This window comes from Tomitella cavernea (genome assembly GCF_016599145.1).
Lineage (GTDB): Bacteria > Actinomycetota > Actinomycetes > Mycobacteriales > Mycobacteriaceae > Tomitella > Tomitella cavernae.
On sequence record NZ_JAENKO010000002.1, the window covers coordinates 92,797 to 108,311 of the forward strand.

Sequence of the window (15,515 nt, forward strand, 5' to 3'; positions counted from 1 at the left end):
GGTCGGGCGATGTCCACACACGTGCGCCGGAACCGAACGATCTGCTGCAGGCGGCCCGCAGCATGAGAGACTGGCGGCTACACACCGCCGGGCGGCCAGGCTTCTGCCGCCCCGGCGGATTCCCGACAACCACCGACGACGCAGCGGAGCACCCATGACCGAACCCGACGCGGGCGTACTCGTCGAGGACATCACCAAGTCCTTCGGCGATGTACACGCGTTGCGCGGCATCAGCTTCCGCGCGGAGCGCGGCGAAGTCCTGGGGGTTCTGGGTCCCAACGGCGCCGGCAAGTCCACCGCCGTGAACGTGCTGTCGACGCTGATCAAGCCGACGAGCGGCCGCGCCGTCGTCGCAGGCCACGATGTGGTGTCCGATGCCGCCGGGGTGCGCCGTTCGATCATGCTCACGGGCCAGTCGGCGGCGTTGGACAACCGGCTCACCGCCCGCGAGAACCTCATGCTGTTCGGGCGCCTCATGGGGCTGGACAAGAAGTCCGCGGTCCGCAGGGCGAACGCGCTGCTCGAGGAGTTCGATCTGGTTTACGCGGCCAATCGACGCGTGGGGCAGTATTCCGGCGGGATGCGTCGGCGCATCGATATCGCCTGCGGGCTGGTGGTGCGCCCGGAAGTCGTGTTCCTCGACGAGCCGACCACCGGCCTGGACCCGCGCAGCCGGCAGGCGGTGTGGGATCTGGTGAGCCGTTTGCGCGATCAAGGCATCACCACGATCCTCACGACGCAGTACCTCGAAGAGGCCGATGTGCTCAGCGACAACATCATCGTGATCGACAAGGGCACGGTGATCGCGGAGGGAACGGCGGACGAGCTCAAAGCCCGCACCGGCAGCAGCTACTGCGAGGTGGTCCCCTTGCATCCGGACGATGTCCCTCGGGTGATCGAGGTTCTTGACGACTTTCTGCCTCCGCAATCGCGGCCGAATGGCGAGGACGCGCCGACGGCCGTCGCGGTGCCGGCTCCGAAGGGCGCGCAGACATTGGCCGAGGTCCTGAGGCGACTGGATCTGGCGAGCATCGAACTCAATGACATCGCGCTGCGGCGCCCGTCGCTGGACGAGGTTTTCCTCAATCTCACCAAACGCATTCCGGAAACCGCGGAGTCCGACGCTACGGGCCTCGGCGGCGAGGCGGCATCATGACGATCGTCGCCCCCACCGATCCGCCGCGCAGCATCGACCGCGGTTACGTGGGCCGTCGCCGGCGGCCCACCCCCGACTCCCTGCAGCAGTGGTGGGCACTGAGCTTGCGGCTGATCAAACCTGCACTGCGCAACGGCGAGATCATTTCGGCGATCATCAGTCCCATCGTCTTCACTGTCGGCTTCTACTTGCCGCTGAAGTTCGTCATGAGTTTCCAGGGCGTCGATTACGCCCAGTTCCTCATGCCTATCATCGCGCTGCAGGCACTGTCGTTCACCGCACTGTCTGCTGCGATGAATGCCGCGTTGGACCGCACCGAGGGAATCACCGACCGGTTCAAGACGATGCCGATCCGTTCCGGCGTACCACTGGCCGCTCGCATGTCGGCGAACCTGTTCCGCCTGGTGGTCTCGTTATCGGTCGCCATTGCGTGCGGATACGTCATCGGATTCCGGTTCCACCTGGGATGGACCAACTCCGTCGGCTTCTGCGCGCTGGCACTGCTGGTGGGTTTCGCACTGACAATGGGCGGGGACGCTATCGGCACGTTGTCGAAGACCCCAGAGGCCACCACACAGGCCCTGACGCTGCCCCAACTGATCCTGGGCATGCTCTCGACGGGGTTCGTCCCCATCACCGGCTTCCCTGAATGGATACAGCCCTTTGTACGCAACCAGCCGATCTCCGTGATCGCGACAGCCATGCGCGATATGACCTCCGACGGCGTGGACTGGCCCACTCTTTGGCCGGCCTTGGCATGGTCGTTCGGGGCCCTGCTGGTCTTCGCCCCCATCACGATCTGGGCGAACGGGAGGCGACAGTGAGCACGGAACCCGTCATGGTGAACAGGCGCGCCCGCCACGCCGCCACCGGTCCGGCTGCGCCTGCGGTTGTGCCGACCGGCAACGGGCCCGAACCACCGGCGCGCCCGGCTGCAGACGACGCCTCCGGTGCGCGCGAACGCGTACTGACGTTCATCGAGCCCGCCCACGCACGTTCCGAGCGTTCGATGAAGGCCTTGGCACTGCACAGCCTGCTGCACGCGCAGCGGCTGCTGATCCGGTGGTCCCGCGATCCGCTCACCACAGTCCAGGTGCTGTTGTATCCGGGCCTCATGCTGGTGATGTTCAAGATCGTGCTGGGCGATTCGATCGGGGACGCCACCGGGCAGTCTGCGATCTACGGCCAGGTGGCGATGATGGCGCTGGTCGCTTCCATGGTCGGCTCCATGGCGGGCGCGATGGGCCTGCAGCTCGAGAGGCGCGAAGGTCTGCTTTCACGGTTCTGGGTGCTGCCCGTGCACCGCGCCGCCAGCCTCGTGGGCCGCCTGCTTGCGGAGACCTGCCGGATCCTGATCACCACCGCCGTGATCATCGCCGTGGGGTTCGGCCTGGGATTCCGGTTCCAGAACGGTGTGGGCGCAGCGATAGGAATGTTCTTCGTCCCGCTGCTATACGGGATAGGGTTCGCGGTCGCGGTCACGGCCGCGGCCGTGTACGGCGGTCGCGCGAAGCTGATCGAATTCATCTCGCTGGTCACATCGCTACTGATGTTCTTCAACACTGGATTCGTGCCGCTCGTGGCCTATCCGCAGTGGTTGCAGACGGTCGTGGAATACCAGCCGATGAGCTGTGCGGTCGAAGCGATGCGCTCCCTTGCCCTGGGCACCGAGATGGGCAACAACTTCTGGTACGCGCTGGGCTGGGCGGGCGCGCTGATTTTACTCTTCACGTTCCCTGCCATCCGCGGTTACCGCCGCGCCGCGCAGCCGGGCGGGTAAACAGTTCCATTGGCGGGGGATTTCGGGCTGAATGTGTGAGGTCGGGCGTCGATGAGAATGATCTGCAACAGCCGGTCCGCCCGATTTAACGTCTCTTCAACATTCTGCGTGCGTTGATGCGTTCGATGAGTCGGCCGTAGCGCAGCAGTGGGTCTCCCCTCGTATCGTGGAGGTATCGCCTTTGAGGAGATGAACGGCGATGACGAGGAAGTACCTGAAACTCGAAAACAGGCTGGTCAAGGCCGTCAAGCGGTCTGCTTGCGGCTTCCGGAACACGGAGAACTCCCGCCGCCGGATACGATTCCACTGCACCCGTCGACAGCGGGCTGCCGCACACCAGTTCTAATACTGATAGCCCGCTCAACCTCGAAGAGCCCCCATACTCCCATAGATGTAACATAGCGAACCTGGGGCGCGGCAGGCTCCACAGCGTGCCGCACGGCCGCAGCCTTGACGGTTTTTATGCACAACATCAGGAGTAGCGCGTGCAGCAACTCGACCCCACCGATGCCGCGTACGTCCACCTGGAGCACGGGGCTCTACCGCTGCAGATCGTCGCCGTGTTCGTATTCGAGTCCGCGCGGGCAGAGACGGACGACGCAGCGGCGACACGTGCGCTGACGGCCCGCCTCGCACACCGGGCGGCGATCATGCCGCAGCTACGTCGCCGGCTCCGCCGCGTCCCGTTTGACCTGGACTACCCGTACTGGATCGAAGACCAATCCTTCCGGCCGGCGCGGCACATCCACGCGCGCAATGCGGGCGGCGCAGACTGGGAGTATCTGCGTCACCGTCTCGAACGCCTTGCCACCACGCAATTGGACCTCGACGCCCCGCCATGGGAGCTCCATGTGGATACGGGACTTCACAACATCGACGGCGCGGAGTATGCCACCGCCATCACGCTGAAGATGCATCACGCGCTGGGCGACGGCTTGTTCAGTGTCTCAGTGCTACGCGACTTGTTGGGAACAGCCGGCCCGGACGGAGCGGGGGACGCACCTCGCACTGACTCTTCCAGCACTAACGCTTCACGCCGTCACCTCCTGCGGTCCGCACTGCGCCGTCAGCCGGAGCAATTGGCACGACTGGCCCGCGGGGCGAAAGACATCGCCGCGGCATCACGCACTGTTGCACGCCTCGATGCCGAGGGGGCAATCACCCTCCCCCAGCACAAACGCCCGCGCACACGCTTCAACCACAAGCCTCGGCCCACCCGCATGTTCGACGCGCTCTCCGTCTCCGTACTCCAGATCCGCGCAGCAAAGGCGGCGGTACCGGACGTCACCGTCAACGATTTTCTGCTGACCATGATCTCGCGCGCGATGGAGCTGTATCTCTCCGATCACGGCGAACCGATTCCTTCGAACCTCGCCGCACTGGTACCCATGTCTACCCGCGGGAAGATCGACAAGGCCTCGGCCAACCAGTTCGACGCGCTCGTCGTCGATCTCCATAACGACGAACCCGATCTGCATCGGCGTTGCATCGCCATCAGCAACAGTGTCCGCACTGACAAGTGCCGGGACCTCAATGCGGCGGTTCAGCGCTCACGATCGCTACTGCAATACCTCCCGTCCACCATGCTGGCGGTCACTTCGCTGATAAATCGACACTGGCCGGACATCGGAACGCAAGTAGGCTTATCGAATACGATGATCACAAACGTGCGGCGCGGTGCCGATGATTTGACCCTCGACGGCGGCCGGGTCGTGTCGAGCTATGGACTGCCGGCGTTGGATTCGAACACCGCCCTTAGCCACGGGATCTACACAATCGGCGACTCCCTCACCATATGTTTCGTCGCCGACCGCGACGCCGTGCCCGACGCTGCCGCCTACAAGTCCTCTCTCCAATACGCCTACGAAGAGACAACTCGGGCGTTGACGCACGTCGGTTCCTGACCGATCCACCTCGATACAATCGCCCTCCTGCTCATACCGTCAACACGGAGTCACCAATGACCGCAGAGACCTTCACCGTCAATGTTTTAGACCGTCCCGATCACGAGGCTGCGGCAGAATTTTCGTGGGGCGATAAGATCTACACGATCGAGACGAGCGCAAACGTCACGCTTCGCAACACTGCGACCGCATGGCTGCCCCCGGCCACGATCATGGCGATGAAAAAAGATCTTCCGCTGCACATTGACTCGACTGTCGACCCTAAAACACTCAAGGGCGCCAACGAAGCACAACAGCTACTCCACAGTTGGTGGCCAGAGGAATTGCATGAAATTAATATCGACGCAACAGCCAATACGCCGTCCCCCAAAAGCAGCCGCGGGATCGGCTGCTTTTTCAGCGGAGGACTCGATTCCTTCTATTCGGCAATAACAAACGCGCCAAAGATTACGCACCTAATCTTCGTGCACGGATTTGATATTTTCCTAAACAGTACAGAACATTACAATTCCGCATTGGACGCCATGCGCGCTACAGCGGAGGAAATGGGTAAGACCCTGATCGAAGTCAGGACAAATATCGTCCACACGGTTGGGCACGGTCGCGATTGGATGTTGGCACATGGCGCCGCCATGGCGCATGTGGCACTACTTCTGTCCGACCACCTGAACAGCGCAATAATACCGGCATCACATTACGTAGATAATATCGTCCCCCATGGTTCGCATCCAGATCTTGACCCACTTTGGTCAAGCACGTCTTTGAGCTTTGTATACGATGGAATCGAAGCAAACCGCGCAGAAAAGGCATTACGCGCGTCTACGAGCCGCACCGCGCTCAAACATTTGAGAGTTTGCTTCTGGAATCGCAGCGACATTCAGAATTGCGGCGAGTGCGAAAAATGTGTTCGCACGGCTGTGAATATGCGAATAGCCGGCGCTTCCGACAAGTTTACGGCTATCCCGACAACGGATTTGATAAAATCGATTTCTCGCGTAGAATTCAAACGCGACAACGAAAAATACTTCCTGGCAGAGAACATTCGCGCCCTGGAACAGTCCGATCGCGCAGATCCCGATCTCTTAAACGCTCTTGTGACGGCAAGCAGTCGATCCACAAGTCAAAAGGCACGGGCACTTCTATGGTCGAACTATATTTACGCGAAAATGACCTGCATTCTAATCGGGCAAAAATCACGGGGCAGCCTTTCAGGTCTTCATCAACGGCTAGGCAAAGTCCAATAATACATCACACGGAGAAGCAATGAACCAGCGCACGATAGTCACCCCCCTGGAATGCCAGTCTGGCTCTGCTGCCGCTCACTTCGACTGCCCCGACGGAGAGTTCACCGTCAACGTTTCTGCAAACGTCGAGCTCGCCGGCGATGCGACAGCTTGGCTGCCTCCTGCGATTTTTCTATCTATGAAGACCTGCACTCCCCTATATGTTTCCGGGCCATTAGATGAGCAGATCTGGCGGAACGCAAAGGACGCGCAACATGTTATCAATTCATGGTGGCCTCACTCCATGCAGACTGTGGATGTAGATTCGGCATCTACGGCGACTCCAACCCCGGGACACGATCGTGGAGTCGGCTGTTTTTTCAGTGGCGGACTCGACTCATTTTATTCAGCGGTCAAAAATAGTCCGGCGATTACGCATCTGATATTTGTTCACGGTTTTGACATATTCCTGAACAGCCACAGCAAACGGCATTACGATAAGACAATATTCGAGATACGACACGCTGCCGCTACCATGGGAAAGCAGCTGATCGAAGTGCGTACGGATTTAAGAACGAAGTTTCATCGCCTCGGTCGATGGGATGTCGGCTACGGGCTCGCGCACGTCGCGCTGTTGCTTTCGGAGCATCTGCACACGGTATACATACCTGCTTCCGCACACTGCGGAGACGCGCCCCCGCGAGCAACGCATCACGAGTTGGATTATTTGTGGTCCAGTGGCGCGGTCCAGATAATTCATGATGGCCTTGAGGCAGACCGCGTACAGAAGGCTGAGACCGTAAAGAGCAGCCCAGCGGCCATGGAGAGCATTCGGGTGTGCTTCTGGAACCGCGCCGACCGACTCAACTGCGGAGAATGCGAGAAATGCGTTCGTACAGCGATCAATTTACGGATTGCAGGTGCTCTACCACTCTGTACCGCCCTGCCCCCGATTAACCCAATACGAGCGCTAACAAGAATCCCCGCCGATGACCCAAGCACCGTATATTTCCTTAAGGAGAACCTCGGAGCACTACAAAATTCCGACCGCGACGATCCCGAACTCGAGAGCGCGCTCGAATCGGCGCTGCACCGCTCGGCTCTGCAGAAGGCGACGGCACGCTCGTGGTACATCTTTACCGTGGTCAAAGTCCTGGGGCTGACGCTACGGGAGAAGGCCTACCAAGCCATCATTGCCCGAAGGGGCGATACCGATTGATCCCATCGCGCCCGGCCTGCCGCAAGCCACACAGCAGCAAGCGGGCCAGGCCGGGCGCTCAGGCTCAACCATCTACTTTTGTGACAGCTGCCCGGTGCCCATTTTCCAAAGAAAGCCGGCGAACTGAGGTGCCAAGCCGGCCAACTGGCGAGCATGGAAGATCTGGTTCTGCCACGTGGGCCTGTCGATCGCGTCGCGTAACGCACGTTCCATCTCGGCGTCCCGGTATCCGAAATCGTCCATCGCCTTCAGATTCTCCACTGCACCGTGCTTTCCCGGCTTATTGATATACATCCGGTTGTACACATCATATGGAATATCAGCAGGCAGGGTTGCGCACTTTCCCTCTGCACCCGCAATCTTGATGTTCATCATCGTGCGAATGCACTTCTCACAGTGCCCGCAGTTGTAATCATTGTCTTTGTTCCACCAGCAGACTCGGAGGTTGTTCATCGCCGGCTCGCTGTCGGCGAACGCCGCGACCTTCATCGGCCTGTTCGCCTCGTTGCCATCGTGCTCGATCTCGAGACCGCGGGACCCCCAATGCTTGTCGAGATCCGGGTGCGTGGCATACGGCTCCAGCTCGCCCTCGATGCGGTTCGACGGAAGATACAACTTGCCAATATGGTCCGTTAGCAGAAGCGCGACATGCGCGAGGAGCGACCCGTGCGAATGCGATTCCCAATCAAGCCCCAGCAGCGCATGAACCTGCCGCAGATTCGTTCGGACCTCAATGAGGGGTTTTCCCAGATCCTCAGCCGCCTTGCGGAGGGTGCGCAGCGTGCGCTCGGCCAAGTCTTCATTGTCCAGCGGAATATCGAACCCGTGGATGAATATGAGGTGCGTGATCTCGTCGATGTGTTTGACGGTGGAATAGAACGAATCGACCCCGCCTGAGAAGAAGCATCCGACCCCTCTGCCACCGGCGAGGGTCTCATTCGTGGTTTCTTGTTGCAGAATGGCAGTGGCGTGCATCTGTGCCGGATACCAGTCGCTCATGATCCGCTGGACCTCCTCGGCACCGGTGAGCGCCACTGAGTCCAGGGGCCCGTCGATGTCCAGAGCGGCATTCTGGCGCATCGCCGCCAACAGCCCCGGCGCAAGCCACGGCGTCGCGCCGGAGGCGAGTGAGACGTTCGCCGACGTGCGAACCGTGAAGCTCTTCTTACCTACTGAGAAACGTGCCGATACCTCGTTCCCCGAAGGCGGGTTCACGCGGACGGCGAGTGTGGAGGACATGGGTTCGTCCTAACTCGGCGTGCAAACACCCGGTGAACTCAGCCCGGGGTGGTCACGCCGTATGTGCGTACAGCTTCTTCCGACACTGTAAGCGTGAGCGACGCACTCCGCGCATACGGGCGAGCAGGCGATGCACGACGACACCTGCGTGCCGTTAGTCTCCGGCGATCGTCAGTGTCATCTCAGCCACACGAAGTCCGGATTCGGCCGCCGGCCGCGTTGACGTGCGCGGCGGGCTGCTATGCGCTGCGTAAATCGTTCCGCCATGCGGATCATCCATCCGGACAGGGGGCGTCCGGACACCTGGTAGCAGCCGAGGTAGTCTGTGATCTCCCGGCTGAAGGATTTCTTGAACTTGCCGATCCGGTGGAACGGGTGCGTCGGATCGTGAATGTGTGCGGTGGATGGTGTGACGTCCATGTCGTACCGCGTACAGCCCCTCTCATGCGCCCACTTCATGCACTCCCACTGCAGTGCGTATCCGGCTCCGGACGTGCCCAGCCCCGGATGCTCCGCGTCCCCCGGCGCCTTGCGGACCGATCCCCCCACCATGCACATGGCGTTCTCGCCGAATACGACCGCGAAAGCGGCCGCCACGACCCGCCCCCCATGCCACGCCATGAACATCTGCCCTGCACCGTCCGCCGAGAGTGTGCGGTAGATATCGGTCAGCACATGGTCCGGCGGTGTGCTGAAACGTTCATGCCGCGTCTGCTCGACCAGGCGGTTCATCGTCACGCAGTTCTCGGACGTCGGCTCGACCCGGCGCACCTGCACGCCCTCGCGCACCGAACGGCGCAGCGCATGCCGCGTCTGCTTTTTGAACCGCGCATAGACCTGCTGCTGTGTGCCGGAGAGATCCACCACGGCGATATGGTCCGACAGCCACGACGGCACCCGCACCAGACCGCTGTCACGCAGGAATCGGGCGGCTCCTTCATCCTCGCGCAGCTGGGGGCGGACCCGAACCGCCGAGACCCCGTGCTCGGCCGCGAAATCAGCAATCGCACACGCCGCATCGACCAGCTCCACCGCATCCGACGCGGGTGGGCCTATGAGCATCCACATCGCACCGAGCGGCCGTACGTCGACGCGGAACCCCGTCACAGCGTGTCCGCCGACGATGAGACGGACCGCCTGATACCCCTGCAACGCCATGCATGCGATGTTGACGCTGCCCCGGTATGCGTTGCCTTCATCCGGCGCGGCCAATAGTAGGTCATCCCACCGTGCAACCTCGTCCGAATCAGCGAAGCGGACCTGCACCGGCGGGCCGGGCGACTCCTTCGCGCCAAGGCGATGTGCACGCGCCCTCCACAGCGATCCCGCCACGGCCCCTCCCTTCCGACTCACAGCACACCCCGTGCCAGTCAGCGGGTTCACACAACGATGACTGGACGCGTGTCCGAAGCACCCTCGGTACCGTAACCGATCAAGTGTCGGCAACCAGCGCTCGGCGGCCCGGCTCGGCGTCGCACGCCATCTCACCCGACTCCACGCACCCAAGTTACGAAGGCCACAGACACCCCAAGCAGGGCGTCCGCGTTGGTACTATACGTCTGAAACAGGTCGGATTCAGTTTTCAACCGCATGACACGTTCTCCCGGGCGGGAGCATCCGCACCGACGCACGGGCTGCAGGGACGCGGAGGGCACGGAAAGGCGATAGACTGGCGATGGCTTCACACCAGGAGCAGCGGTTTGGGGAGGCCGGTCATGAGCAAAGACCGTCCATGGCGGGATTCTAAGCGTTATCTGTGGCCGCTGTCGCTGGTCGCGCCGGCCGGTCCGTTTTTCGCGTGGCTGCTTGCGCATCACGTATCCGGGTTGTTGTGGGGGTTCGGCGCCTATCTCGTACTCGTCGCCGTGCCCCTGATCGACGTGGTGTGCGGTCCCGACCGCTCCAGCCCACCGGACGGCGCCGTGCGTGCACTCGCCGCCGACCGGTACTACCGATGGTGCACGTACCTGTTCGTGCCCGTGCAGTACGCAGGGTTCGTCTTCGGCGCCTGGTGCCTGGCGAATGAGCCGATGACCACCGGCGAACGCGGCGGCCTGGCGATCACCATGGGCATCAGCGCAGCCGTCGGCATCAACGCTGCACACGAACTGGGCCACAAAAACACACGGTCGGAGAAGTCGTTCGCCAAGCTGGCTCTGGCTCCGTCGTTCTACGGCCACTTCTTCGTCGAACACAATGTGGGGCATCACGTCCGCGTCGCCACGCCTGCCGATCCGGCGAGCGCCCGGCTCGGGGAGTCCCTGTGGGTCTTCTACCCCCGCGCACTGGTCGGAGGGTTCCTGTCCGGCGTGCGCTCGCAGGCCGGACGCCTCCGCCGCCAGGGCCACGGATTCTGGCACCCGAGCAACGACATCCTCCAATCATGGACGATCAGTGTGGTCCTGTTCGCCGCCGTCATCGGCGCATTCGGCTGGGAGGTGGCACCATGGCTCGCGCTGCAGGCCGTGATCGGGATGCTCGTGCTCGAGGCGGTCAACTACATCGAGCACTACGGTCTGCTGCGCGCACGGGAGCCGGACGGCAGACTCGGGCGCGTCCGCCCGGAGCACAGCTGGAACGGCGATCACCCGGGCAGCAATGTACTGCTGCTCAACCTCCAACGGCACTCGGATCACCATGCGCATGGCAGCCGGCGTTATCAAGCCCTGCGCAGCTGCAAAGAGGCCCCGCAACTGCCCGCCGGGTACGCACTGATGGTGCTCACGGCATTGGTGACACCGCTATGGCGCGTACTGATGGACCCGCGCGTGGTCGCCCATTACGACGGCGACGTCACCCGGGCGAACCTTCAACCGTCGAAGGCTGCGAAGCTGATCCACCGCTACAGCCCCGGCGTCCACCGCGATGGCACGGTGCATCACCCCGCGCTCCGGCCTGACGGGCCCGATGAAAACCTCACCAGAGGCAAGGCTGAACGTCGGCTGGACTCCGCCGACTCCGCGTAATCTTTCGCGCTCACCCGCACGATTCCGTGCGTGTCTCCAGCGCCCCGACGGCGCCGACGGCCGCACTTCCGAGCGCCTCACGGACGATGTCAACCGCGACCTCATGCGTGCACAGCTGCATGTGGTCGACCTGAGCGGACGGATCGATGTCCTGCACCCAGATATTGCGCACTCGCGCCCCCTCCCCCGCGGCGAGGAACGTGCGCTCCGGCGGGGTGGAAACCTGATCATCCCTGCTGGCGACCACCGTGTACTGCACCCCGGGGACGGTGTCGCCGCCTTCGTTGAGGCGGTCGAGGAAGGACGACCCCACCATCTGCTGGGCCAGCGACCGCCCCAACGCGGCATCACTGAGAGCGCCCAGCGGAAGACCCAGCCTCTCCGCGGCCATGCCGATCAGCTGCATCGTCCCGAATGTGATGCCGTGGTTCGTCGCACCGAGCATGACGAGCCGGCCGACCTTGTTGTTCTCCGGCGCGGCCGGGTCGGCCCCGCCGGAGAACCGCAGGTATTGGCGCGCTACCACCCCGCCCATCGAGTGGGCGACGATGTCGACACGCTCCGCGCCCGTCGCGCGCCTGACGCTCTCGACGAACCCGGACAACTCGATCGCCGAATCCGCGATATCCCCGCCCCCCGGTCGATCGGTCAGGTTCCCATCGAACAGACCGCGCCGCCGACCATGCTCGACCGCGAAGACCCGATATCCGTCGGCCACGAGGGCGGCTGCGATCACATCCCACGTATCCCGCACACCGACGCCGGTGCCGTGCACCAGCACCACCGGGCGCGGACGCTGCGCCGAGAGCGGAGCCGTCCAGTCGTTGACACCGTCGATGGGCGACGGTGGAAATGGATCGTGATTCCGGCGCCGCACTGCAGAGGCCGCCGCAACGGCACCATCGACGGCGAACTCGAACGCCGCGCGTTGCCATGCACCCATGCCGGACCACATCCTCACGTCGATCGACATCGCATCGCCAACGATACGCATCACCCGCAGCGCCGTCACCCGGCCTGAGCCCAAACCACAGGCGCCACAGCAGAAACTTGAGCAACAGGGTAATGTGCGTTCCGGCGCATGATCGGCCACTGCTCGAGGGCAGGGGTCCATCGGCACCTTGCGCGCAGACCTCCACCGCCGCAATCCGCGTGCCCACCGACGGGCACGCCCCGCAGACGCCCGCATACAACAGCCCCGGGAGAGGCCAGCATGACCGGTATTCGCACGACCATGGCCGCGCTCGCGTCCGCTCTCACCCTCGTCGGCGCCCCCGCTATCCTCACGGCCGGCGCGGCGCAGGCCATACCGCTCATCCCGGCTTCCGCCTCCCAAGCGCTGCCCCGCGTCAATGATTGGGGATGCGTCCCGTCGGCCGAGCACCCGCGTCCCGTGATCCTCGTGCACGGCACCTGGTCGGACGCCGAGACCACGTGGTCGACGCTCGGGCCGCAACTCGCCGACGAGGGATATTGCGTCTTCGCACCCGATTACGGCAATGACGGCAATGCCCTCGACGGCAACCTGCTGGGTCTCGGCGGCGGGGCGAACATCGACTGGTCCGCGGCCCAGCTGTCCGCATTCGTCGACCGGGTCCTGCAGGAGACCGGGGCCCGTCAAGTCGATATGGTCGGGCATTCCCAAGGCGGGCTGGTCGCACGCCAGTACCTGCGGTTCCACGGCGGCGCGGATCCCGACGCCCCCGCGGACAACAAGGTGCGCAACCTGGTCACCCTGGGTGCTACCAACCATGGCTCCACGTTCGGCGACGTCGTCGCGATCTCCCGCGCGCTCACGCGCGTCGGCGTCCCTGTGCAGAAAATCCTCGCCCGTACCGTGGGCCCCTCCTACGCGGAGCAGATGGTCGGCAGCGAATTCCTCGATCGCCTCAACGCCGGCGGAGACACCGTGCCCGGCGTGCACTACACGGTGATCGCCTCGCACAGCGACCGCATCTCGACTCCCCCCTCGAACACGTTCCTCACCGCGGGGCCCGGTGCCACCGTGGACAACGTCTGGGTCCAGAACGGCTGCAAAGAGAACACGACAAGTCACGAACAGCTGGTGAGCAACCCCCGCTCGGTCTATCTGGTCCAGTCCGCGCTCGATCCGGCCTACGCGCAGACCTACGAAGCCCCCTGCGCCGGCTGAGCACCGCACATCCCGACGCCCCCCGCGAGCGACAGCCCCTCTGGTCCGGACCGGGAGCCACCCGTACGGCCGCGCGCAGGATGGGCCTGCGATGCGAACGGCGTTTACCATGAGACCTGTTCAGTGAACGGGATCGCCGACGCGCGTACCGCCCACCTTCTGGAGAGGAGCCCTCGCCGTGTGCGCGATTCTCGGCTGTTTCGACCTGCCCACCGGAGACGACCTGGCCGCACTGCGCCAACGCGCCGTCGGAATGTCGAGCAGGCAGCGGCATCGCGGCCCCGACTGGAGCGGCGTCGCCGTACGCGACGGAGCGGTGCTTGCGCACGAGCGCCTCGCCATCGTCGATCCCGGCAGCGGCGCACAGCCCATGACCTCGCGCGACGGCACACTGACGCTCGCCGTCAACGGCGAAATCTACAACCACCGCTCGCTGCGTGAGCGCCTGGACTACGAGTTCACCACCGCATCGGACAGCGAGGTGATCAATGCTCTCTACGCTGCGTGCCGCGACACGTCTTTCGTCGGCCGGCTCAACGGCCTCTTCGCGTTCGCCCTCTGGGATTCCGAGGCCGGACGCGCGCTGATCGCCCGCGATCCAATGGGCGTCTGCCCGCTGTATTGGGGGCGCGACTCCGTGGGCCGTCTCTGGACCGCCTCGGAGATGAAGGCGCTGGTAGGCGTTTGCGACGACGTGGAGGTCTTCCCACCGGGGCACGTCTACGACAGTGAGATCGGCCTGGTCCGGTTCTACGCACCGGAATGGCGCGATTACGACGCCGTCGCGGGCTCGGATACCGTGCCGACGGATCTGCGCTCGGGCTTCGAAGCCGCCGTGCACCGCCAGCTCATGACGGACGTCCCCTACGGGGTCCTCCTCTCCGGCGGGCTCGACTCCTCACTCGTGGCCGCGTGTGCGGCCAAGTTCGCTCGCGACCGCATCGAGGATGACGACCGCAGCCGCGCCTGGTGGCCGCGACTGCATTCTTTCGCCATCGGGCTCACCGGGTCGCCGGACCTCGCCGCCGCCCGCGTCGCGGCCGAGGCGATCGACACCGAACATCACGAATTCACCTACACCTTCGACGAAGGGCTCGACGCACTGCCGGAAGTGATCCGACACATAGAGACCTACGATGTGACGACCATCCGCGCATCGACCCCCATGTTCCTTCTGGCCCGCCGCATCAAGGCGATGGGCGTGAAGATGGTTCTCTCCGGAGAGGGCTCGGACGAGATCTTCGGCGGCTACCTGTACTTCCACAAGGCGCCGTCCACACGCGAGTTCCACGAGGAGACCGTCCGCAAGCTCGACGCCCTGCACAATTACGACTGCCTCCGCGCGAACAAGGCGATGATGGCCTGGGGTGTCGAAGCACGCGTGCCGTTTCTGGACCTCGAGTTCCTCGACACGGCGATGAGTATGGATCCTTCCCGCAAGACCATCGCCGACGGGCGCATGGAGAAACACGCCTTGCGTGAGGCTTTCGACGGCGCGCTGCCGGACTCCATCCTGTGGCGGCAGAAGGAGCAGTTCTCCGACGGGGTCGGATACGGCTGGATCGACGGACTCAAGGACCACGCGGAGAAAGCGGTCTCCGATGCCGACTTCGCCGCCGCGGCAACGCGGTTCCCCCACAACCCGCCGCGGTCGAAAGAGGCGTATCTGTACCGCGAGATCTTCGAGCGACATTTTCCGGGCGCCGCCTGCGCCCGCACGGTGCCGGGCGGCGAGTCCATCGCCTGCTCCACCCCGGAGGCGCTGGCGTGGGATCCGGCCTTTGCCGACGCCGCGGACCCGTCCGGGCGTGCCGTGCTCGGCGTCCACGGCGGCTACACCCACGCCGGCAGAGTCCCGGGCTGAGACCCCGCCAGA

The 15,515-nt window shown here is 63.7% G+C and carries 12 protein-coding genes; 9 read left to right on the forward strand and 3 right to left on the reverse strand.

Going from position 1 to position 15,515, the window contains the following annotated elements; all coding sequences use genetic code 11:
• The first annotated feature begins 154 nt into the window (after positions 1-154).
• From JJ683_RS01900 to JJ683_RS01925, 6 genes are all read left to right on the forward strand, one after another.
• The gene (locus JJ683_RS01900; protein WP_200170973.1) at positions 155-1,156 is read left to right on the forward strand and encodes an ATP-binding cassette domain-containing protein; all 1,002 of its coding nucleotides are present in this window, start codon (positions 155-157) and stop codon (positions 1,154-1,156) included.
• Positions 1,153-1,980: an ABC transporter permease gene (locus JJ683_RS01905; protein WP_200170974.1), complete on the forward strand. Its 828-nt coding sequence runs from the start codon at positions 1,153-1,155 to the stop codon at positions 1,978-1,980. Before JJ683_RS01900 ends, JJ683_RS01905 begins: the two co-directional genes overlap by 4 nt.
• The gene (locus JJ683_RS01910; RefSeq protein WP_307810630.1) at positions 1,977-2,936 is read left to right on the forward strand and encodes an ABC transporter permease; all 960 of its coding nucleotides are present in this window, start codon (positions 1,977-1,979) and stop codon (positions 2,934-2,936) included. The genes JJ683_RS01905 and JJ683_RS01910 overlap by 4 nt, the downstream gene beginning before the upstream one ends.
• A 485-nt stretch (positions 2,937-3,421) precedes the next feature.
• On the forward strand, positions 3,422-4,840 hold the full coding sequence (locus JJ683_RS19550; RefSeq protein ID WP_200170975.1) for a wax ester/triacylglycerol synthase domain-containing protein: 1,419 nt from the start codon (positions 3,422-3,424) through the stop codon (positions 4,838-4,840).
• Between the two features lie 56 nt (positions 4,841-4,896).
• On the forward strand, positions 4,897-6,084 hold the full coding sequence (locus tag JJ683_RS01920; protein WP_200170976.1) for a hypothetical protein: 1,188 nt from the start codon (positions 4,897-4,899) through the stop codon (positions 6,082-6,084).
• A 19-nt stretch (positions 6,085-6,103) separates the two neighbouring features.
• Entirely contained in the window at positions 6,104-7,282 is a 1,179-nt protein-coding gene (locus JJ683_RS01925; protein WP_200170977.1) for a hypothetical protein, read from the forward strand.
• 72 nt (positions 7,283-7,354) lie between these two features.
• Here the strand turns inward: JJ683_RS01925 and JJ683_RS01930 are convergent, their stop codons facing one another.
• Both JJ683_RS01930 and JJ683_RS01935 read right to left on the reverse strand, forming a co-directional pair.
• Complete coding sequence (locus JJ683_RS01930) at positions 7,355-8,521, reverse strand: adenine nucleotide alpha hydrolase family protein (protein ID WP_200170978.1); 1,167 nt, start codon at positions 8,519-8,521, stop codon at positions 7,355-7,357.
• Between the two features lie 177 nt (positions 8,522-8,698).
• On the reverse strand, positions 8,699-9,679 hold the full coding sequence (locus JJ683_RS01935; protein WP_200170979.1) for a lipid II:glycine glycyltransferase FemX: 981 nt from the start codon (positions 9,677-9,679) through the stop codon (positions 8,699-8,701).
• Between the two features lie 557 nt (positions 9,680-10,236).
• On the opposite strand from JJ683_RS01935, the gene JJ683_RS01940 reads away from it, so the two are divergent.
• The gene (locus tag JJ683_RS01940) at positions 10,237-11,487 is read left to right on the forward strand and encodes an alkane 1-monooxygenase (RefSeq protein ID WP_200170980.1); all 1,251 of its coding nucleotides are present in this window, start codon (positions 10,237-10,239) and stop codon (positions 11,485-11,487) included.
• A gap of 10 nt (positions 11,488-11,497) precedes the next feature.
• Here the strand turns inward: JJ683_RS01940 and JJ683_RS01945 are convergent, their stop codons facing one another.
• Positions 11,498-12,460 carry an esterase/lipase family protein gene (locus JJ683_RS01945; protein ID WP_200170981.1) on the reverse strand — a complete coding sequence of 321 codons (963 nt, stop codon included), beginning with the start codon at positions 12,458-12,460 and terminating at the stop codon, positions 11,498-11,500.
• 240 nt (positions 12,461-12,700) lie between these two features.
• Between JJ683_RS01945 and JJ683_RS01950 the strand changes: the two genes are divergently transcribed.
• A complete protein-coding gene (locus tag JJ683_RS01950; protein ID WP_242474312.1) occupies positions 12,701-13,639 on the forward strand; it encodes an esterase/lipase family protein in 939 nt (312 codons plus the stop codon).
• A gap of 178 nt (positions 13,640-13,817) precedes the next feature.
• Positions 13,818-15,503, forward strand: a complete 1,686-nt coding sequence (gene asnB / locus JJ683_RS01955) for an asparagine synthase B (RefSeq protein ID WP_200170982.1) — start codon at positions 13,818-13,820, stop codon at positions 15,501-15,503.
• The last annotated feature ends 12 nt before the right edge of the window (positions 15,504-15,515 follow it).

Excerpts from the sequence above, each read along its gene's own strand:
- JJ683_RS01900 (WP_200170973.1), top strand. The coding sequence starts at position 155 with ATGACCGAACCCGACGCGGGCGTACTCGTCGAGGACATCACCAAGTCC.
- JJ683_RS01905 (WP_200170974.1), top strand. The coding sequence starts at position 1,153 with ATGACGATCGTCGCCCCCACCGATCCGCCGCGCAGCATCGACCGCGGT.
- JJ683_RS01920 (WP_200170976.1), top strand. The coding sequence starts at position 4,897 with ATGACCGCAGAGACCTTCACCGTCAATGTTTTAGACCGTCCCGATCAC.
- JJ683_RS01925 (WP_200170977.1), top strand. The coding sequence starts at position 6,104 with ATGAACCAGCGCACGATAGTCACCCCCCTGGAATGCCAGTCTGGCTCT.
- JJ683_RS01930 (WP_200170978.1), bottom strand. The coding sequence starts at position 8,521 with ATGTCCTCCACACTCGCCGTCCGCGTGAACCCGCCTTCGGGGAACGAG.
- JJ683_RS01935 (WP_200170979.1), bottom strand. The coding sequence starts at position 9,679 with ATGGCGTTGCAGGGGTATCAGGCGGTCCGTCTCATCGTCGGCGGACAC.
- JJ683_RS01940 (WP_200170980.1), top strand. The coding sequence starts at position 10,237 with ATGAGCAAAGACCGTCCATGGCGGGATTCTAAGCGTTATCTGTGGCCG.
- JJ683_RS01945 (WP_200170981.1), bottom strand. The coding sequence starts at position 12,460 with ATGTCGATCGACGTGAGGATGTGGTCCGGCATGGGTGCATGGCAACGC.
- JJ683_RS01950 (WP_242474312.1), top strand. The coding sequence starts at position 12,701 with ATGACCGGTATTCGCACGACCATGGCCGCGCTCGCGTCCGCTCTCACC.